We start from the raw sequence: 21,524 nt of genomic DNA, 5'->3' as shown, positions 1-21,524 counted from the left end.
GGGTAAGACGTCGTTAAACTATTCACTTTTAAAGGTGGGGTATTATGCAAACAGCCATTGCATTTATTTTTATATTTGGATCCCTTGTGTTCTTCCATGAACTTGGTCACTTCCTATTTGCGAAACGCGCAGGAATTATGGTTCGTGAGTTCGCAATTGGTATGGGGCCAAAAATTTACGGTAAGACACATGGTGAAACGATCTATACAATTCGTTTATTGCCGATTGGTGGTTACGTTCGTATGGCAGGCGAGGATATGGACGACTCGGAGTTACAGCCAGGCTACCGTGTAGGGCTCATTGTCAATGAAGACAACATTGTTAAAAAAATAATTTTCAACCAAAATAATAAGCAACTACCAGATTTGTTATTTTTGGAAGTTGAGCGTGCGGACTTAGTGAGAGATTTATTTATCGAAGGCTATGATGAGGAAGAAAAGCTAATTCGGTATAGTGTCTCGCGAGATTGTCTACTTGTCGAAAATGGCAGAGAAACTTTAATTGCACCATATGATCGCCAGTTTAATGCAAAAACAGTTGGTCAACGTGCCATGACGATTTTTGCAGGACCATTGTTTAACTTTATTTTAGCATTTTTCATCTATTTGCTAATTGGTTTATTTAACGGCGTACCTACATATGAGCCGATAATTACAGAAGTAGTAACAAATGATCCAGCTGCACAGGCAGGTATGCTCGCAGGGGATAAGGTAACTTCAGTAGACGGACAAGTAGTAGAGAAATGGCAGGATTTAGCTGCGATTGTTCAAAAACGTCCAGGACAAACAATTGATGTGACAGTTGAGCGTGGTGGGCAGTTAGTTAATTTGAATATGATGGTAAAAGAAATCGAACAGGATGGCAAAAAATATGGTCAAATCGGTGTTCGATATGAGAGCCCACGTGAATTTAATCCACTCAAGGCAGTCGTGTTTGGTGCACAAGAAACGTACAACATGACAAAGAAGATTTTTGAGCTTCTTGGCATGCTTATTACCGGGAAATTCACAATAGATGCCCTATCAGGTCCAGTAGGTATATATAAAGCGACAGAGCAGGTAGCGCAGTACGGTTTCGTGAATTTAATGAATTGGGCGGCAATGTTAAGTATCAACCTAGGTATTATGAATTTACTACCGCTTCCAGCACTAGATGGTGGCCGGTTACTATTCTTCGGGTTTGAGGCACTACGAGGCAAACCAATCGATCGTCAAAAAGAAGGAATCGTTCATTTTGTGGGTATCGTATTATTGATGATATTAATGGTCGTAGTCACATGGAACGACATCCAAAGATTTTTCTTTTAAAGTAAATGGCGTGACCATTCAAATGTTGGCTTCATTTTACTTAAAATTTGGCGTCAGATATTAGAAGATGCAAGATGCCATCGTGAAATTGACTGTGAATTTTAGCTTTGAGCGCAATTGTTTTGGAAACATTGCGTTCAAAGCTAAATTTGATTATGCTAGAGAAGGAACTTATCTCTATAACTTCCTTCAACATTTTCCCCACACTACTTTTAGTGGGAAGAATGCGAAGTGAAGTTAACTTCAGTAGGATACGAACCCCTGCTGATTGAAGTTAAGGCCCGACGAATGTCATGGATTAATGAGTGTAGTGTGTTCATCATTTTAAATCTAGACACAATAACGTCGAGGCAAATTGATAAAAAGGTGGAACACTGAATGAAGCAAAGTAAAACATTTATCCCTACGCTACGTGAAGTACCTGCTGATGCAGATGTTAAATCACATAAGCAATTACTACGTGCAGGGTTTATTCGTCAAAATACAAGTGGGGTATACTCGTATTTACCGCTTGCAAAACGTGTGTTAACAAAAATTGAAAGTATTATTCGTGAAGAGATGGAAGCTGTTAATTCTATCGAATTATTAATGCCAGCTTTACAATCTGCAGAGCTTTGGCAGGAATCTGGTCGCTGGGAAAAATACGGCCCAGAATTAATGCGTTTAAAAGACCGTCATGATCGTGATTTTGCATTAGGACCAACGCATGAAGAAGTAATTACAACTTTAGTACGCGATGAAATTAAATCATATAAAAAGTTACCATTAACACTCTATCAAATTCAAACAAAATTCCGTGATGAAAAGCGACCTCGCTTCGGCTTATTACGTGGACGTGAATTTATTATGAAAGATGCTTATTCTTTCCATGCATCTCGTGAAAGCTTAGATGAAACATATGAAGATATGTATCGTGCATATTCAAATATCTTCACCCGTCTGGGCTTAAATTACCGTGCAGTTATTGCAGATGCCGGTTCAATAGGTGGGAAAGGAACGCATGAATTCATGTGCCTTTCTGATATTGGGGAAGATACAATTGCCTACTCGGATAGTTCTGATTATGCAGCGAATATTGAGATGGCAGAAGTAATTGTTGACTATAAACCTTCCGCAGAAGTATTAAAAGACCTTGAAAAAGTATCAACACCTGATCAAAAAACAATTGAAGAAGTATCGGCTTTCTTAAATGTTGAAGCTTCAAATGTTATTAAATCATTAGTATTTGATGTAGATGGTGAATTAGTTGTAGTGCTTGCTCGTGGCGATCATGAAATTAATGATATAAAACTGAAAAATGCATTAGATGCGGGTACTGTTGAACTTGCAAGTGAAACAGCTATTCGTGAGTTACTTGGCTGTGGCGTTGGCTCTATTGGTCCAGTTAAATTACCAGTCGATGTGAAAGTAGTAGCTGATCAAGCCATTAAATCCATTCGAAATGGTGTAGCTGGTGCAAATGAAGACGGCTTCCACCTAGTGAATGTTAACCCTGAACGCGATTTCGCAGTGAATGACTATTTAGATATTCGTTTTATCCAAGAGGGAGATCCATCGCCTGATGGACAAGGTACTATCCAATTTGCAGAAGGTATTGAAGTAGGTCATATTTTTAAATTAGGTACAACATACTCTGCGAAAATGAATGGCACATTCTTAGACGAGCAAGGGAAGGCACAACCATTTATTATGGGGTGCTATGGCATTGGCGTTTCACGTATTTTAGCAGCTGTAGCTGAGCATTTCCAAGATGACAATGGTTTTACATGGCCAACACAATTGGCACCTTATGATATTCATGTCGTGCCTGTTAACACGAAGGATGAAGCACAGGTTACGTTAGCGGATGAGTTATACGGCTTATTGAAATCATATCGTTATGATGTGCTTTTAGATGATCGTGCTGAACGCGCAGGCGTTAAGTTTACGGATGCTGATTTAATCGGTCTACCTGTTCGAGTAACAGTGGGGAAAAAGGCATCAGAAGGTGTTGTTGAAGTGAAATTCCGTCAAACAGGCGAAACATTTGAATGGAAAAAAGAAGAGGTCATTGATCGCTTAAACGAATTTTTCCGCAAGAACTAATATCCTTTTGAACGTGTTCTCAAAAGGATGTAGATACTCTTAATGAGAAGCATGTTTTTTAACTTCTTTCAGCAGAAGTCTCCCACCTCTATAGGTGGTGAGATGAATGCTTGATTTAAGTTGCTTTTCAGCGGGTGTACAAACATCCGCTGAAATAAGTTAAAGCCTCCGGCGGATGTTACGGAAATCGGAAAGGAGTTCTTTGTGCAAGCACAAAGCCGATTCCGGACGCAATAATGTCGAGGCATTATTGATATGATAGGATTAAGCCTAAAATTCGCGACAATCCTGCGGGAAAGCGAGTCAAGCAAGTCACCACAGATTTAAAATATTTGTGAGGCTTGCGGATCGCCCGTGGAAGGGAGCGAATTTTTTTGCATCAAATTTTAATAAAATCCGCTACAGGGAAATACAGCAAGAGGCTTTGCAGACTGCCTCTTTTTTCAATAAAGTAGAAAGTAGGTGTCAACCGATTGGAACAGCAACAAGAGGCAAGATTAAAACTCCAAATGCTCTTGCAGCAATTAGAGTTAACGGATGATGTGTATATGTCCTTTTTTGAAGAAGGGGAATTATCACGTCTAACCGTGCATAAAAAAAATAGGCTCTGGCATTTTACTATTAAATTACGCGGAATTTTGCCGTTTCCGTTATACCAGCTTTTTCACACACACTTAGCTGAAAAATTTGCAGCTATTGCTCAAATTAATACCACCTTCGAAACGCTAGAACAAAATGTAACAGAGGAACTAATTCAAGCCTATTGGTTAACGGTAGTAGAACAAATCGATGATATGGCACCAACATTGAAAAATTGTCTTGTATCGCAAATACCTATGTGGAACGGTCAAAAAATTACCTTATCCTGTATGCAGGAAATGGAATTCATGATGCTGAAAACGAAGTATGCAGAGAAATTATCTGCGAGCTATAGTCAATTTGGATTCCCACCGATAGCGATGGATTTCATGCTCCAAGATGAAACGGAAGAAATGCGAGCAGCACAGGAAGCCTTTATAGAGCAGAAGCGTTTAGAAGAAGCAGCAATGGCGCAACAAGCCGTGCAAGACTTCCAAAAGCGTGAGCAGGACAAGAAGGATAATCCAGCCTTGGCTGCTCTGGGGGATCGACCATTTCAGTTGGGTATGCACATTAAAGACGATGAAACCATGGAAATTAAACGCATTGTTGAGGAAGAACGCCGCGTAATCGTAGAAGGTTTTGTGTTCGATACAGAAATTAAAGAATTAAAAAGTGGCCGTTCGTTGTTGCAAGTTAAAATTACTGACTATACGGATTCCATCATTGTGAAAATGTTCTCACGTGATAATGATGATGCAGAACTCATGCAACATTTGAAAAAGGGAATGTGGGTAAAAGTACGTGGCTCGGTACAAACCGATACGTTTATTCGTGATTTAATCATCATGGCAAATGATATTAACGAAATTAAAAAAGAAACACGCCAGGACAAGGCACCACAAAACGAAAAACGTGTGGAGTTACATTTGCATACGCCGATGAGTCAAATGGATGCGGTCACACCAGTAGAGAGATTGGTAGCACAAGCCGCTAAGTGGGGGCATCCAGCGATTGCTATTACTGACCATGCTGTTGTGCAATCTTTCCCAGATGCCTATGGTGCAGGGAAAAAACATGGCATTAAGGTTATTTACGGTTTGGAAGCAAATTTAGTAGATGACGGTGTACCAATTGCTTACGCCCCTGAGCATCGAACGTTAGAAGATACAACCTATGTCGTCTTTGACGTCGAAACAACGGGTCTATCTACGGCATACGATACAATAATTGAGCTTGCAGCGGTAAAAATCAAAGGTGGACATGTAATTGACAAATACGAAAGCTTTGCGAATCCGCATCATGCACTTTCAGCAACCACTATTGAACTGACAGGTATCACCGATGATATGGTACGTAATGCGCCAGAAGTAGAGCAGGTCATCCGAGAGTTTCATGCATTTATAGGAGACGCAATCGTTGTGGCACATAATGCCTCTTTCGATATGGGCTTTTTATACACTGGATATAAGAAATATGGTCTAGCCGACACAGTTCATCCAGTAATTGATACGCTAGAGCTTGCACGTTTACTCCATCCAACGATGAAAAATCATCGCTTAAATACGCTATGTAAAAAATTTGGAATTGAATTAACCCAGCATCACCGTGCCATTTATGATACAGAGGCAACAGGTTATTTACTATTGCATCTGTTAAAAGAAGCGGATGAACTAGATATCAAATATCATGATGATTTCAATAAGCATATCGGTGGTGGTGATGCGTATAAAAAAGCACGACCAATGCACTGTACAATATTAGCAGTAGATAATGATGGATTGAAAAATCTGTTTAAGATTGTGACACATGCCCATACAAAAACCTTTTACCGTGTACCACGTGTAACACGCGCAACGCTCGAACAGTATAGAGAGGGGCTTCTAATCGGTTCAGGCTGCAGTAATGGCGAATTATTTGAAACGATGATGAATAAATCGCCAGAGGAAGCCGAACAAGTTGCGAGATTTTACGATTATATTGAAGTGCAACCAAAAGCTGTCTATGCACCATTAATCGAACGTAATGTCGTAAGAGATGAGTGGACAATCGAGGACATTATCCGTAAGCTTGTAAAGCTCGGGAAGAAACTTGATAAACCAGTTGTGGCAACGGGGAATGTTCATTACTTAGATCCGACAGATGCAATGTTTAGACAAATATTGATTGGTTCTCAAGGTGGCGCCAATATATTAAACAGATCGAAGTTACCAGAAGTACATTTTAGAACGACCGACGAAATGCTCCAAGAATTTGATTTTTTAGGTCCAGATATTGCAAAAGAAATCGTCGTCACAAATTCGCAAAAAATCGCAGCTATGATTGGTGATGTAAAACCGATTAAGGATGATCTATATACACCGAAAATTGAAGGCTCTGATGATGAAGTGACAAATTTAACGTACGAAATGGCTCATCGCATTTACGGTGAAGAGTTACCAGAAATCGTCAAGGCACGAATAGACAAGGAATTAAAGTCGATACTTGGACATGGGTTTGGGGTTATTTATTTAATCTCGGCCAAGCTCGTGAAAAAATCATTAGCAGATGGCTACTTAGTAGGGTCACGTGGTTCGGTTGGTTCTTCCCTTGTCGCTACCTTTATGGAAATTACCGAAGTAAATCCGCTTCCACCTCACTACATTTGTCCAAATTGTAAGCATGTGGAGTTCTTTGATGATGGTTCGGTTAGCTCAGGCTATGACTTACCAAATAAGGACTGTACGGAATGTGGCACACCGTATAAAAAAGATGGGCAAGATATTCCATTCGAAACATTCTTAGGTTTCAAAGGGGATAAAGTGCCAGATATAGATTTGAACTTCTCAGGTGAATATCAACCGCAGGCACATAACTACACAAAGGTGTTGTTTGGTGAAGATTATGTCTTCCGGGCCGGTACAATCGGTACAGTTGCGGAGAAAACAGCATATGGCTACGTAAAAGGCTATGCAAATGATCATAATTTACATTTCCGTGGTGCTGAGGTAGATCGTTTAGTTCAAGGATGTACAGGCGTGAAACGTACGACAGGGCAACACCCAGGTGGTATTATCGTAGTACCAGATTATATGGATATTTATGATTTCTCACCAGTTCAGTTCCCTGCCGATGCACAGGATTCAGAGTGGCGTACAACACATTTTGACTTCCATTCCATACACGATAATATTTTAAAACTCGATATTCTTGGACACGATGATCCAACCGTAATTCGGATGTTGCAAGATTTATCGGGTATTGATCCAAAAACTATTCCGACAGATGATCCGATTGTTATGAAGATTTTTAGTTCGCCGGAGTCATTAGGTGTAACGGAAAAGCAAATTGGCTGTAAAACAGGAACACTAGGCATACCTGAGTTTGGAACGCGATTTGTGCGTCAAATGTTAGAAGATACAAAACCCTCTACATTCTCAGAGCTTGTACAAATCTCCGGACTTTCTCATGGCACGGATGTATGGCTTGGTAACGCACAGGAGCTCATACAAAATGGTACATGTATCCTTAAAGAAGTAATCGGCTGTCGTGATGACATTATGGTCTATTTAATTTACCAAGGACTTGAACCCTCATTGGCTTTCAAAATTATGGAGTCCGTTCGTAAAGGGAAAGGTTTATCCGACGAATTTGAAGCTGAAATGCTCGCAAATAAGGTACCAGGCTGGTACATCGACTCTTGTAAAAAAATCAAATACATGTTCCCGAAGGCCCATGCGGCTGCATATGTTTTAATGGCGGTACGTATAGCTTGGTTTAAGGTGCATTTTCCGATTCTCTATTATGCAGCGTACTTCACGGTGCGTGCAGATGATTTTGATTTAATTGCGATGACACAAGGTTCACAAATGATTCGTGCGAAAATTGATGAAATCAATATGAAGGGCTTAGATGCTTCAACGAAAGAGAAAAACCTACTAACGGTCATGGAACTCGCACTTGAAATGTGTGAACGCGGCATGAGTTTCAAAAAAGTTGACTTATATCGCTCACAAGCTAGTGAGTTTATTATTGATGGAAATTCCTTGATTCCACCGTTTGATGCGATTCCCGGACTTGGCACGAACGTAGCTAAAACAATTGTAGCTGCTCGTGAAGACGGAGAGTTTTTATCGAAGGAAGATTTACAGCAACGTGGTCGAGTGTCTAAAACGCTCATTGAGTATATGGATCAATTAGGTTGCTTAGAAGGCATGCCAGACGCCAATCAGCTTTCATTATTTTAACTTCTTTCAGCAGAAGTCTCCCACCTCTATAGGTGGTGAGATGAATGCGGATTTAAGTTGCTTTTCAGCGGATGTACAAACATCCGCTGAAATAAGTTAAAGCCTCCGGCGGATGTCACGGAAATCGAAAAGGAGTTCTTTGTGCAAGCACAAAGCCGATTCCGGACGTAATAATGTCGAGGCATTATTGATCGATACGTTATTGTCCTAATTAAGGAAATTTGCAATGTGAAGTGAACTGTGCTATCCTTATGGTAATAATTTGTTGATAGTTTTCCAGCAAAAGAGTGGGTCCTTCCCGCTCTTTTCTGTTGTTATATTGTAGCAAAACAAATTTTTAGACTAACAGCAGGTAAGACCGTCAAATTTCACCAAAGCAAATGGTGGAATTTCTGTTTTATTACGCCAGAAATTGAAAGATGCAGGAGGAAACAATGAGCAAAGTACCATCTGTAATTGAAGAACTTGCCATTCCAATTGTTGAAGAGTTAAATCTTGAGTTAGTAGATATCGAGTTCGTAAAAGAAGGACGTAACTGGTTTTTACGTATTTATGTAGATACACCAGAGGGTGGAATCGACATTGACCAATGTGCTCAAGTTAGTGAACGACTTAGTTTACTGTTGGATGAAAAAGATCCGATTACACAAAACTATTATTTAGAAGTATCTTCACCAGGTGCAGAACGTCCATTGAAAAAAGATGCTGATTTTGAAAAAGCGATTGGTAAATTAATTTATGTAAAAACCTATGAGCCCATCAAGGACATGAAGGAATTCCAAGGCTACTTAACGTCATACGATAATCATACATTAGTGATGGAAGTACGTATTAAAACACGAAAAATTACAGTAACAATTGAACAGGAAAAAATCGCTTTGGCACGACTTGCCATCGATTTCTCAGCATAATGCATATTTAGGAGTGAAAACAAAATGAGTAGTGATTTGTTAGATGCGCTAACAGCGCTAGAAGAACAAAAAGGAATTTCAAGAGATGTGTTAATCGAAGCGATTGAAGCTGCATTAGTAACAGCATACAAGCGCAACTTTAACCAAGCTCAAAATGTCCGTGTAGATTTAAACTTAGATAAGGGCTCAATTCGTGTGTTTTCACGAAAAGATGTTGTCGAAGAAGTTGAGGACGATCGCTTAGAAATTTCATTAGAAGATGCCAAAGTCATCAATCCAGCCTATCAATTAGCGGATATCGTGGAGCAAGAAGTAACGCCTCGTAATTTTGGCCGTATCGCAGCACAAACTGCGAAACAAGTTGTTACACAACGTGTACGTGAGGCAGAGCGTGGCTTAATTTATGAGCAATATGTTGACCGCGAAGATGATATTGTAACTGGTGTTGTTGAACGTCTAGATGCACGTAATATTTATGTTGGTCTAGGTAAAGTCGAAGCAGCGTTACCACAAAACGAACAAATTCAAGGTGAAACGTATCATCCTCATGATCGTATCAAAGTATACATTACGAAAGTGGAACGTACGACGCGTGGCCCACAAGTCATTGTTTCGCGTACACATCCTGGCTTACTACGTCGCTTGTTTGAAATGGAAGTACCAGAAATTTATGAAGGTATTGTCGAAATCAAATCCATTGCACGTGAAGCCGGAGATCGTTCTAAAATCTCTGTCTATGCACATAATGAAGAAGTTGATCCGGTTGGTTCTTGTGTTGGTGCAAAAGGTGCGCGTGTACAAACAATTGTCAATGAATTAAACGGTGAGAAAATTGATATTGTTGAATGGTCAGAAGATCCTGTTGTATTTGTAGCGAATGCACTTAGCCCTTCAAAAGTATTAGATGTGCAAGTGAATGAGGAAGAAAAATCAACAACTGTTGTCGTACCAGACTACCAATTGTCATTAGCAATCGGTAAACGTGGTCAAAATGCTCGCTTAGCTGCAAAACTGACTGGTTGGAAAATTGATATTAAAAGTGAAACAGATGCACGTGAGTTAGGTATTTATCCATCTGCAACAAGTACTTTCGTACCGGCGGATGATGAAGAAAGCGACTACGAAGATGTAGCAGTTGACTTATATCAAGACGACGAAGAATAAGTAAGAAAGCCCGTGTGACTAGTCAACTGACTTAATTCAGTGGGCGGTTGGGCGCCGACTGAATTAAGTCAGAGTCTCCGGCTTGATGACATGGATTTGACATTGTCATGTACAATGCCAAATCCGAATGCTACGCCGAAGCAGTTTTGATTATGGTTAGTCCACCTCTTACGAAGCTTCAGAGAGGAAAGGTGATTCTTATGGCGGTTAATAAAAAAGTGCCTCTTCGAAAGTGTGTAGCCACTGGAGAAATGCTACCAAAAAAAGAAATGATTCGGGTTGTGCGTTCGAAGGAAGGCGAGGTAAGCGTTGATGTTTCGGGTAAAAAGCCTGGACGTGGCGCCTATGTTTCAAAGTCTGAACAGGCGATTGACATCGCACGCAAGAAAAATGTTTTAGGGCACCAACTTGATGTGAAAATTCCTGAAGAAGTCTACGAAGAACTACTAACGATCATTCGTAGGGAGTCAATACTATGACAAATCAAGCAGTGTTTAATTTGCTTGGCATCGCGGCAAGAGCCCGTAAAGTCATTTCAGGAGAAGAGTTAGTAGTAAAGGAAGTCCGCAATGGTAATGCTAAAATAGTACTGCTTGCAAACGATGCTTCTAAAAACTCTAGCAAAAAAATTCAAGATAAATGCACGTATTACAACGTTGAGTATCATGTAGTTGGCGATCGTTATGATCTAGGACATGCTACAGGTAAGGAAGCCCGAGTGGCTCTAGCTATTACCGATAAGGGTTTTGCAAGCAAATTGTCTAGTCTACTCAACGAAAAATAATCGGGGGTGAGCAGATGACCAAAATCAGAGTTCATGAATATGCGAAACAAGTGAATAAATCGAGTAAAGAGGTTATTGAAGCGCTAAATAAATTAAATGTGAGTGTAACCAATCATATGTCTATGTTGGAAAACGACACTGTGACGAAGTTAAACCAATCATTTAAACCAGCATCTGACAAAAAAGAGGCGAAACAACCTACTCAAAATGTATCACAACGATCACAAGCTAATGGGCAACAGAAACCACAACAATCGGTGAAAAAACAAGAGGAACAAAAGCAGCACTCTGCTACTTCTAAGCCGAGAACGAACAATCAGCAACAATCGTACCAAAACCAAAATTCGTCTAACGAAAAATCTAAGAATACTAAAGGTAATCAAAATCGAAATATGACACAAAATAATAATAATAACAATAATAATAATAATAACCGTAGAGGCGGAGGCTATAACCAACGTCCAAAACCAGGAATTCACGGTGGTAAACGCCGTCATCCAAAAACGCACCAACCTACATTACCAGTGAAACAAAAGGAATTACCAGAAAAAATTACATTTGTTGAATCTCTTTCTGTTGCAGAATTAGCAAAAAAACTACACCGTGAGCCATCTGAAATCATTAAAAAATTATTTATGCTTGGTGTAATGGCGACAATTAACCAAGAATTAGATAAGGATGCTATCGAGTTAATTTGTGCAGACTATGGTGTAGAAGTAGAAGAAGAAATCCGTGTAGATATTACGGATTTAGAAACACACTTCGAACAACCAGAAGAAGTAAATGAAGCAGTATTATCAGAACGTCCGCCTGTAGTAACGATTATGGGACACGTTGACCATGGTAAAACAACGTTACTGGATTCTATCCGTCACACTAAAGTTACAGCCGGAGAAGCGGGTGGTATTACGCAACATATCGGTGCGTATCAAGTAACAGAAGGCGACAAGAAAATTACATTCCTAGATACACCTGGACACGCTGCGTTCACAACAATGCGTGCACGTGGTGCGAAAGTAACGGACTTAACAATTTTAGTAGTAGCAGCGGATGATGGTGTAATGCCTCAAACTGTTGAAGCCATTAACCATGCAAAAGCGGCAGAAGTGCCAATTATTGTAGCGGTTAACAAAATGGATAAACCTTCTGCAAACCCTGATCGCGTTATGCAAGAATTAACGGAACATGGTTTAGTACCTGAAGCTTGGGGTGGCGAAACAATTTTCGTACCAATCTCGGCATTAAAAGGTGAAGGTATCGATACATTATTAGAAATGGTATTACTTGTAGCAGAAGTTGGCGAGTTAAAAGCAAATCCTGACCGTTTAGCACTTGGTACTGTTATTGAAGCACAGCTTGATAAAGGCCGTGGCTCAGTAGCAACACTTTTAGTACAAGATGGCACATTAAAAGTTGGAGATCCTATCGTAGTGGGCCATGCATATGGTCGTGTACGTGCAATGGTCAATGATAAAGGCCGTCGTGTGAAAGAAGCTGGTCCATCGACACCAGTAGAAATTACAGGTTTAAACGATGTGCCACAAGCCGGTGACCGCTTCGTTGTATTTGAAGACGAAAAAACGGCTCGCCAAGTTGGTGAAACACGCGCAATGACAGCGATTCAAGCACAACGTTCTGAAAAACAACGTGTCACACTGGATAACTTATTTGAACAAATGAGCCAAGGCGAAATGAAAGAACTTAACTTAATCGTGAAAGCTGACGTACAGGGTACTGTAGAAGCAATGGCTGCATCACTTATGAAAATTGATGTCGAAGGCGTTAACGTGAAAATTATCCACACTGGTGCTGGCGCTATTACTGAATCAGATATTTCTCTTGCAGCAGCATCAAATGCGATTGTTATCGGCTTCAATGTACGTCCGGATGTCAATGCAAAACGTGCAGCTGAAGAAGAAGGCGTAGATATTCGTCTACACCGTGTAATCTATAAAGTAATCGAAGAAATCGAGCAAGCGATGAAAGGTATGCTTGACCCAGAATTTGAAGAAAAAATTATTGGTCAAGCTGAAGTTCGTCAAACGATTAAAGTGTCAAAAGTTGGTACAATTGCTGGTTCTTACGTAACTGAAGGTAAAGTTACTCGTGATTCTGGCGTTCGTGTCATCCGTGACAATGTCGTGATTTTTGAAGGTGAATTAGATACATTAAAACGTTTCAAAGACGAAGTAAAAGAAGTTGCAAGAGGTTACGAATGTGGTATTACAATTACAAACTTCAATGATATTAAAGAAGGCGACATTATTGAAGCTTACATTATGGAAGAGATTAAACGTCCATAATGATTGTCTATGCAGAGGTTGAATTCATCATTCAAACTGCCCATTCGTTAAAGGAAAAACGCGCTGTCTTACAGCGAATGATTACTCGCACAAAGCAGAAATTTAATGTTTCCATTGCGGAAATTGACCATCAAAATGTGTGGCAACGGACAAAATTAGCGCTTGTTGCTGTTTCTTCCTCGAAAGATGCAGCTGAGCGTGAAATCAATCATGCACTCCACTATTTGCAGTCAAATCCGTCATGGGAGCAGTTAAATGTGTGGCGAGACTATTTATAAGTAGGGAAGGGTATTAGTGCTTGTTTATACATGACAAAGCATATTGCTGTTTTCAGCTATGTCATTTTCCATGTACAACAATTGCTTGAAGGATTCAAACGTGTGACGTTCCACTATGTTTTACAGTCGGTATGTGTCAGCAGGAATCGACCATAAGCAAGTAGTGCAAATATCTGGACATCGAAATTGAGGTGACGAACTATGTCTCTACGCTCAAATCGTGTTGCTGAGCAAATGAAAAAAGAACTTGGTGAAATTCTTGGCCGTAAAATCAAAGATCCACGTGTTGGATTCGTAACTGTTACCGGTGTTGAAGTAACAGGTGATTTACAACAAGCAACAATTTATATAACTTCGCTAGGCAATGATCGAGAACGAGAGGAAACACTAAAAGCCTTAGTAAAAGCTTCGGGCTTCATTCGTTCTGAAATCGGTTCACGTATCCGTTTACGACGTACACCTGAGTTAATCTTTGAATTTGATTCATCGATTGAATATGGGAATCGAATTGATTCATTACTACGTGATTTACACAAAGAATAACAAAAGTGTTTAAGTGCCGATTTATCCCAATAAGCATGGAAAGACCGAAGTGAAAGTGCGTATTTATACTTTCATTCAGGATTGAAACGACTTTAAGGGAATGACGCTTAGGCCTAAACAAGAATAGAAAAAAAGTCTGCCACATGCATGTCTATGCAGGCAGGCTTTTTTCTATATGGCAGTACAAATACGCCAAGGTTAATTTTAGGGGGATTTATATGAACGGTATTTTACCGCTTTGGAAGGAACGCGGCATGACGAGCCATGATTGCGTCTTTAAATTACGAAAAATATTGCGTACAAAAAAGGTCGGCCATACAGGTACTCTAGATCCTGGTGTGGAGGGTGTCCTGCCAATTTGCATTGGACAAGCAACTCGTATTGCAGAATATTTAACAGATACGGGCAAGACGTATGAAGCAGTTATTTCCATTGGTCGGACAACTACAACAGAGGATGCAGAAGGCGAAACAGTTGAGGAAGATAGCACAAATAAGTCTTTTACACGTGCTAAAGTGCTTGAAGTATTAGCATCCCTAACAGGCCTTATTACTCAAACACCACCAATGTTTTCGGCAGTTAAAGTGAATGGCAAACGCTTATATGAATATGCACGTAAAGGAGAAACTATCGAAAGACCAAGCCGCCAGGTGACAATTTATGAATTACAGTTACTAGATGATGTCGAGGTTTATGAAGGACAAGAAATTACTTTCCCTATCCGTATAGCATGTAGCAAGGGCACGTATATACGCACATTAGCGGTTCAAATTGGCGAGGCACTTGGATATCCAGCACATATGAAAGAACTGGTCCGTACGGCGTCAGGTACATTTACACAAGAGCATTGTTATACATTGGCGCAAGTTGCGGAACTAATGGAAGTAGAGCAAGTAAATACATGTATTCTACCAGTTGAGTATGCATTATCAGATTATCCGTACATTGAGATAACGCCTGCTATTGAAAAAGAAATTTTCAATGGACAAGTGCTTCCGGCAGATGCATTATTAAAGATACATGATAAAATTGTGTTTGGAATTAATGGGAAAGCATTTGCGGTATATCAAGCTCATCCGACGAAGGAAGGGTTTATGAAGCCACATAAAATGTTCCCGACGATAGAGTAGGAGGATTTTTTGTATGGAGGTCATTCATTTAAAATACCCACATCAATTGCAACAACGAGAAAGTATGCAACCGTATTCTTTGGCCATTGGATTCTTTGATGGCGTGCATATAGGACATCAGGCAGTTATTGAAGCAGCAAAGAAAGAAGGGAACAAGCGACAAATTCCAACCGCCGTTATGACATTTGATCCACACCCTTCGTTGGTGCTAGGTGGACGTAATGAAAAGGTATTTTACATTACATTACTGCAACAGAAATTACAGCTATTTAAAGAACAAGGCGTTGATAAAGTTTTCGTCGTGCATTTTACATCTGATTTTGCCAAGCTCTCACCAGCTGATTTTGTCGATACTTTTATCCGTTCATTGAATATTCAGCATGTGACAGCAGGTTTTGATTTTTCATTTGGTGCATTTGGCAAAGGCACTATGGAAGATATGCGCACATTAAGCAATGGCGATTATGGCGTGACAGTTGTTGAGAAGAAGGCAGATGAGCTTGAAAAAATTAGCTCCACTCGTATTCGGAAGCTATTGCAAGAGGGCGATATGGAGGCTGCACATATGCTATTAGGACGTCCTTTCGAGGTAACAGGTATGGTTGTACACGGAGATAAGCGTGGACGTACAATTGGCTTCCCTACAGCGAATGTCCAAGCATTAGAGGGTGCCTATATTCCAGCAAGTGGTGTGTATGCTGTACGCCTCCTTGTACAAAATAAATGGTATGATGGTGTATGCAATGTAGGCTATAAACCAACGTTCAAGGATCCGAATGACAAGCAATTATCTATCGAGGTACATATTTTAAACTTCGAAAAAAATATTTATGGTGAAGAAGTACATGTCACTTGGTATAAACGGATTCGGAGCGAGCGAAAATTCGATGGCATAGAAGCGTTGAAAACACAAATCGAAAAAGACAAACAAGAAACGATTCAATATTTTGAGGCTCTGCGTTAATGCTTGCTTGGTCCTTTGTTTTATGGTAACATTCATAAGTGCATAAAGTGCTTAACCTTAGCTCGGTACATCGATGACTCCAACGTTTACTGTGCTAATGGGGATTAACAATTATTTAGGAGGTCAATAAAAATGGCTATTACACAAGAACGTAAAAACGAAATCATTGCTGAGTACCGTACACACGAAAGTGATACTGGTTCTCCAGAAGTACAAGTTGCAGTTTTAACAGCGGAAATCAACGCTTTAAACACGCACTTACGTACACACAAAAAAGATTTCCACTCTGAGCGTGGTCTTCTTAAAATGGTAGGTCGTCGTCGTCACTTACTTAAATACCTTCGTGAAACTGACGTTCAACGTTACCGTGAACTAATCAATCGTTTAGGCTTACGTCGCTAATTGACAATCGAAAAGCGGGATTATTCCCGCTTTTTCTTTATGTTTTAAAACTTTATAGCAACCTAAAATAAAGCCACTTAAACCAAAAAGAAATAAATCCTAAATAAATTGGCAATAACTAAATTTAAATGTATGATTATTTAATGAAATATTTAGCATAGAACAAGCATTTTTGGTACACTTACTATTAGTACATACAGACGAGTAAGTGTTTTTATAATAGAGAGGGGTTCATTGAATGAACGAAAAGAAAGTCTATTCCTACGAATGGGCTGGCCGTCCACTTATTATTGAAGTAGGACAGTTAGCTAAACAAGCAAATGGAGCTGCATTAGTGCGCTATGGAGATACTTCTGTTTTAGCAACCGCAACAATGTCAAAATCACCAAAACCACTAGATTTCTTCCCATTAACAGTAAACTATGAAGAACGTTTATATGCAGCAGGTAAAATTCCTGGTGGCTTTATTAAACGTGAAGGCCGTCCTTCTGAGAATGCGATTTTAACGAGCCGTTTAATTGACCGTCCAATTCGTCCAATGTTCCCAGATGGTTTCCGTAATGAAGTACAAGTGATTTCAATGGTAATGTCTAATGATCCAGATTGTACGGCAGAAATGGCTGCAATGATTGGTTCATCTTTAGCATTATCGATTTCGGATATTCCGTTTGACGGACCAATCGCAGGCGTTCAAGTTGGTTATATCGACGGTGAATTCATCGTGAACCCAACTGTTGAACAATCGAAATATTCAACTGTACACTTAACAGTGGCAGGTAACAAGGACGCTATCAACATGGTTGAAGCAGGTGCTCTAGAAGTGCCTGAAGAAATTATGCTTGAGGCAATTATGTTTGGTCATGATGAAATTAAAAAAATTATCGCTTTCCAAGAGCAAATCGTAGCTGAGGTTGGTAAAGAGAAAAAAGAAATTACTTTATTCGAAATAGACGAAGCGATTCAAGCAGATATTAAAGCAGCTTGTGAAACTGAGATGCATGATGCCATTCAAACTGCTGAAAAGCATGCGCGAGATGAAGCGATTCAAGCAGTGAAAGAACGTATTGTTGCTTCATATGAAGAGCAAGAAGCAGATGACACAACAATGAAACAAGTGTATACAATTTTAGATAAAATGGTGAAAGACGAAGTACGTCGCCAAATTACTGAAGATAAAATCCGTCCTGATGGTCGTAAGCTAGATGAGATTCGTCCACTTTCTTCTGAAACAGGTTTACTACAGCGTACACACGGTTCAGCATTATTTACACGTGGACAAACACAAGCCCTTTCTATTTGTACATTAGGTGCACTGGGTGATGTGCAAATTATCGACGGTTTAGGCGTTGAAGAGTCAAAACGTTTTATGCATCATTATAACTTCCCACAATTCTCAGTTGGGGAAACTGGCCCAATTCGTGGACCAGGCCGTCGTGAAATTGGTCATGGTGCGTTAGGTGAACGTGCACTGGATGCAGTAATTCCTGATGAAGCTGCCTTCCCATACACAATCCGTTGTGTATCTGAGGTTCTTGAATCAAACGGTTCAACATCTCAAGCATCTATTTGTGCTTCAACATTAGCGATGATGGATGCTGGTGTACCATTAAAAGCACCAGTTGCTGGTATTGCAATGGGTCTAATTAAAAAAGACGAGCATTATTCAATCCTAACAGACATTCAAGGGATGGAAGATCATCTTGGAGACATGGACTTTAAAGTAGCAGGTACTGCAAAAGGTGTAACAGCTCTTCAAATGGATATTAAAATTGATGGCTTATCACGTAATATTTTGGAAGAAGCATTAACACAAGCTAAAATCGGTCGTATGCACATTCTAGAATCAATGCTTGCAACACTTGCAGAGCCACGTGAAAAATTATCTACTTACGCACCAAAAATCGTCATTGTGAAAATCAATCCTGATAAAATCCGTGATGTTATCGGGCCTGGTGGTAAACAAATCAATAAAATCATTGAAGAAACTGGCGTGAAAATTGATACAGAACAAGATGGTACAATTTACATCTCTTCTGCGGATGAAGACATGAATGCGCGTGCAAAACAAATTATCGAAGACATCGTACGTGAAGCAAAAGTAGGCGAGTACTATTTATCTACAGTAAAACGTATCGAAAAATTCGGGGCATTCTGTGAAATCTTCTCTGGTAAAGATGGCTTATTACACATCTCAGAGATTCAAGAAGAACGCACAAAACAAGTAGAGGACGTCCTCAAACTTGGCGATCAATTACTTGTAAAAGTAATTGAAATCGACAAGCAAGGTCGTGTGAACTTATCTCGTAAAGTGGTTGTACAAGAAGAAAAAGAACGCGCTGAACAAGATAAATAAAAAAGTTAAAGGCTGCGTGTGATGCGCAGCCTTTTTTGAGATAAAGAAACAGGGTAACATCAACATATTGCTAATGGAGGAGATTATTTGGTACAAGTACATACATGTCAAAATGGTGTTCGTATTGTATCGGAGCAAATTGACCATGTGCGCTCAGTCGCACTTGGAATATTTGTAGATGCTGGCTCACGCTATGAGTTGCCAGAGGAGAACGGTATTACACATTTTATCGAGCATATGCTATTTAAAGGAACAAAAACGCGTTCAGCACGTCAAATTGCGGAAGAGTTTGATCGTATCGGTGGAGAGTTAAATGCCTTCACATCCAAGGAAAATACATGCTACTATGCAAAAGTGTTGGATCACCATGCGGAACTTGCCATGACAATATTAGCGGATATGTTCTTTAATTCTACATTTACAAAGGAAGAATTAGAGAAGGAACGTCAGGTGGTTCTAGAAGAAATTTTAATGAGTGAAGATGCTCCTGATGACGATGTCCATGAAAAGCTATGGCAAGTCATGTATCCAAATGATGCCCTTGGTCGCCCTATTTTAGGAACTGCAGCAACATTACAAACATTTACAGCTGAGATGATTCGCAACTATATGGCTAAACATTATGGACCGGAATCTGTCGTTATTTCACTTGCAGGAAATATCTCAGCGGAACTTTTGGCAACTATTGAGAATTTATTTGGGCATTATCAGGCATCCTCTCTAGCTATAGCACCAACTCTGACAAAGCCTCAGTTTCAAGCTGGCGAAATTGTAAAAGCACGTGATACGGAGCAGGCACATTTAGCGCTGTCTTATCCAGCGATTGGTGTAAAAGATCCAGATATGTATAGCTTTATTGCACTCAATAACATTATTGGTGGTAATATGAGTTCACGCCTTTTTCAAGAGGTGCGTGAAGAACGTGGCTTGGCTTATACAATTTTCTCTTATCAATCATGTTATGCAGACGTTGGAGCATTTACGATTTACGGTAGTACAAGTCGCCAGCAATTGCCCCAGCTTCAACATACGATAGATGCCACAATGCTTGATATCCTAGCAGGTGGTGTAACAGAGGAAGAACTAGATAATGCAAAAGAACAGCTAAAAGGTAGTTTTGTATTAGGTCTAGAAGGGACTGGAGCACGTATGAACCGCAATGGTACAAGTGAACTAGTACATCGAAGACATCGTTCAGTAGATGAGGTTTTAGCTTCTATTGATGCAGTATCAATGGCATCAGTAGATCGCTTAATAGCAAAAATATTAAAAGCAGAGCCTGCGATTTCCATAATTGGCCCTGATTTATAACTAAGAAAGAATCATTCACGAAGCAAAAAGTGAATGATTCTTTTTTAGTACCTATGAAAAACACATTCTCAATTAACTATTGATATTCTCAATAAACTATTGATATTCTCAATAAACTTTGATAGCATAAATGATATTGAAAATCATTATCATTTAATGGGAGGATATTTATAAATGAAGAAGTTTGCTTGTGTAAGTTTGATAGCGCTATCATTAGCACTTTTTGGGTGTGCAGAACAACAACAAAAAGTAAAGAGGGAAGATTCAGTTGAAGTAGAGACACAGGAACAAAAAGCTGGTACATCAGCTGTAAAAGCGGATGTATTTGAAGATGGTGTCGATGAAGGGAAGTTCCAACAATTATTAGCGTCGTTCCCAGCAACGGTACCAGATAAAATGGCAACGACGTCTGTTCCTTTAACAGAGATGCTTCACTTATCCACTTATTGGATATTGTTCCTGTAGGAGTGCCTACTTCTACGAATCCAATTCCAGCGGATTTCGATGCAGTTACACGTATCGGTTCACCGATGGCCCCAGACTTAGAGGTCATTTCGAGTTTGCAAACAGAATTAATTATTGGTGCATCCTCGTTACAAGATTCACTGGATAAAGCACTACAAGGCATGAATTTACAAGCTGCATATTTACCGACAGATTCGTTTGAAGATTTAAAGCTGAGCTTCAAGGTGTTAGGTACATATTTTGGCAAAGAAGAAAAAATGAATGAAGTACTAAAAAATATTATAGAAAAGGAACAAGAATTAGCGAAGCTAGCACAAGGCAAAGAACTGCCATCGGTTATGTTAGTGATTGGAACATCAGATGACTTTATGGTGATGAACGATAAATCATATTTAGGGAGTTTAGTTCAACAGCTAGGTGCAAATAATATTGCGAAATCAGTTTTAAAAACGGAATCCACATACTCTGCCATTAACCTTGAAGAAATTGTTGTCGCTGATCCAGATATGATTTTCGTATTGGCCTCAGGAGATCATGGAGCAAATGAAGATAAGTTCAAACAGGAAGTTGCCAAAAATAGTGCATGGACACAATTATCAGCCTATAAAAACGATAAAATTTATATGCTAGATTACAGTATTTTCGGTGTAACATCAATTACAAATGTTGATACAGCATTAACAACAATTGCTGATTATTTCCTTGAATAGCGTGAGGTG

The 21,524-nt window shown here is 39.6% G+C and carries 17 protein-coding genes; all 17 read left to right on the top strand.

What is annotated here, in order from left to right; all coding sequences use genetic code 11:
• The first annotated feature begins 44 nt into the window (after positions 1-44).
• The 17 genes from rseP (at position 45) to C9J35_RS00825 (ending at position 21,515) form a co-directional block, all read left to right on the top strand.
• Entirely contained in the window at positions 45-1,307 is a 1,263-nt protein-coding gene (rseP, locus tag C9J35_RS00905) for an RIP metalloprotease RseP (protein ID WP_107923054.1), read from the top strand.
• Positions 1,308-1,685: 378 nt separating this feature from the next.
• The gene (locus C9J35_RS00900; RefSeq protein WP_107923053.1) at positions 1,686-3,392 is read left to right on the top strand and encodes a proline--tRNA ligase; all 1,707 of its coding nucleotides are present in this window, start codon (positions 1,686-1,688) and stop codon (positions 3,390-3,392) included.
• A gap of 473 nt (positions 3,393-3,865) precedes the next feature.
• Positions 3,866-8,197, top strand: a complete 4,332-nt coding sequence (locus C9J35_RS00895) for a PolC-type DNA polymerase III (RefSeq protein WP_107923052.1) — start codon at positions 3,866-3,868, stop codon at positions 8,195-8,197.
• A gap of 434 nt (positions 8,198-8,631) precedes the next feature.
• Complete coding sequence (gene rimP / locus C9J35_RS00890; protein ID WP_107923051.1) at positions 8,632-9,108, top strand: ribosome maturation factor RimP; 477 nt, start codon at positions 8,632-8,634, stop codon at positions 9,106-9,108.
• Positions 9,109-9,132: 24 nt separating this feature from the next.
• Complete coding sequence (gene nusA, locus C9J35_RS00885) at positions 9,133-10,272, top strand: transcription termination factor NusA (protein WP_054767143.1); 1,140 nt, start codon at positions 9,133-9,135, stop codon at positions 10,270-10,272.
• 200 nt (positions 10,273-10,472) lie between these two features.
• Positions 10,473-10,751 carry an RNase P modulator RnpM gene (gene rnpM / locus C9J35_RS00880; protein WP_107923050.1) on the top strand — a complete coding sequence of 93 codons (279 nt, stop codon included), beginning with the start codon at positions 10,473-10,475 and terminating at the stop codon, positions 10,749-10,751.
• Positions 10,748-11,056: a YlxQ family RNA-binding protein gene (locus tag C9J35_RS00875; RefSeq protein ID WP_010858484.1), complete on the top strand. Its 309-nt coding sequence runs from the start codon at positions 10,748-10,750 to the stop codon at positions 11,054-11,056. The genes rnpM and C9J35_RS00875 overlap by 4 nt, the downstream gene beginning before the upstream one ends.
• Before the next feature lie 14 nt (positions 11,057-11,070).
• Positions 11,071-13,359: a translation initiation factor IF-2 gene (gene infB / locus C9J35_RS00870; protein ID WP_107923049.1), complete on the top strand. Its 2,289-nt coding sequence runs from the start codon at positions 11,071-11,073 to the stop codon at positions 13,357-13,359.
• Positions 13,359-13,637: a DUF503 domain-containing protein gene (locus C9J35_RS00865; protein ID WP_010858486.1), complete on the top strand. Its 279-nt coding sequence runs from the start codon at positions 13,359-13,361 to the stop codon at positions 13,635-13,637. Before infB ends, C9J35_RS00865 begins: the two co-directional genes overlap by 1 nt.
• Positions 13,638-13,838: 201 nt before the next feature.
• Entirely contained in the window at positions 13,839-14,180 is a 342-nt protein-coding gene (gene rbfA, locus C9J35_RS00860) for a 30S ribosome-binding factor RbfA (RefSeq protein ID WP_107923048.1), read from the top strand.
• Positions 14,181-14,398: 218 nt separating this feature from the next.
• Entirely contained in the window at positions 14,399-15,310 is a 912-nt protein-coding gene (gene truB, locus C9J35_RS00855; protein WP_107923047.1) for a tRNA pseudouridine(55) synthase TruB, read from the top strand.
• 13 nt (positions 15,311-15,323) lie between these two features.
• The gene (ribF, locus tag C9J35_RS00850; protein WP_107923046.1) at positions 15,324-16,274 is read left to right on the top strand and encodes a riboflavin biosynthesis protein RibF; all 951 of its coding nucleotides are present in this window, start codon (positions 15,324-15,326) and stop codon (positions 16,272-16,274) included.
• A gap of 132 nt (positions 16,275-16,406) precedes the next feature.
• The gene (gene rpsO / locus C9J35_RS00845) at positions 16,407-16,676 is read left to right on the top strand and encodes a 30S ribosomal protein S15 (protein WP_010858490.1); all 270 of its coding nucleotides are present in this window, start codon (positions 16,407-16,409) and stop codon (positions 16,674-16,676) included.
• 238 nt (positions 16,677-16,914) lie between these two features.
• Positions 16,915-19,029 (top strand): polyribonucleotide nucleotidyltransferase, encoded by a 2,115-nt coding sequence (pnp, locus tag C9J35_RS00840; RefSeq protein WP_107923045.1) that lies wholly within the window; start codon positions 16,915-16,917, stop codon positions 19,027-19,029.
• An 87-nt stretch (positions 19,030-19,116) separates the two neighbouring features.
• Positions 19,117-20,340, top strand: coding sequence for a M16 family metallopeptidase (locus C9J35_RS00835; RefSeq protein ID WP_054767144.1), 1,224 nt, complete (start codon positions 19,117-19,119; stop codon positions 20,338-20,340).
• 174 nt (positions 20,341-20,514) lie between these two features.
• Entirely contained in the window at positions 20,515-20,805 is a 291-nt protein-coding gene (locus tag C9J35_RS00830) for a hypothetical protein (protein WP_054767145.1), read from the top strand.
• A gap of 2 nt (positions 20,806-20,807) precedes the next feature.
• Positions 20,808-21,515, top strand: coding sequence for an ABC transporter substrate-binding protein (locus tag C9J35_RS00825; RefSeq protein ID WP_167395903.1), 708 nt, complete (start codon positions 20,808-20,810; stop codon positions 21,513-21,515).
• The last annotated feature ends 9 nt before the right edge of the window (positions 21,516-21,524 follow it).

Origin of the sequence: Lysinibacillus parviboronicapiens (assembly GCF_003049575.1) — a bacterium.
Classification (GTDB): Bacteria; Bacillota; Bacilli; order Bacillales_A; family Planococcaceae; genus Lysinibacillus; species Lysinibacillus parviboronicapiens.
The sequence above is the reverse complement of the archived record's forward strand: the minus strand, read 5'-3'. Positions and strand labels throughout refer to the sequence as shown.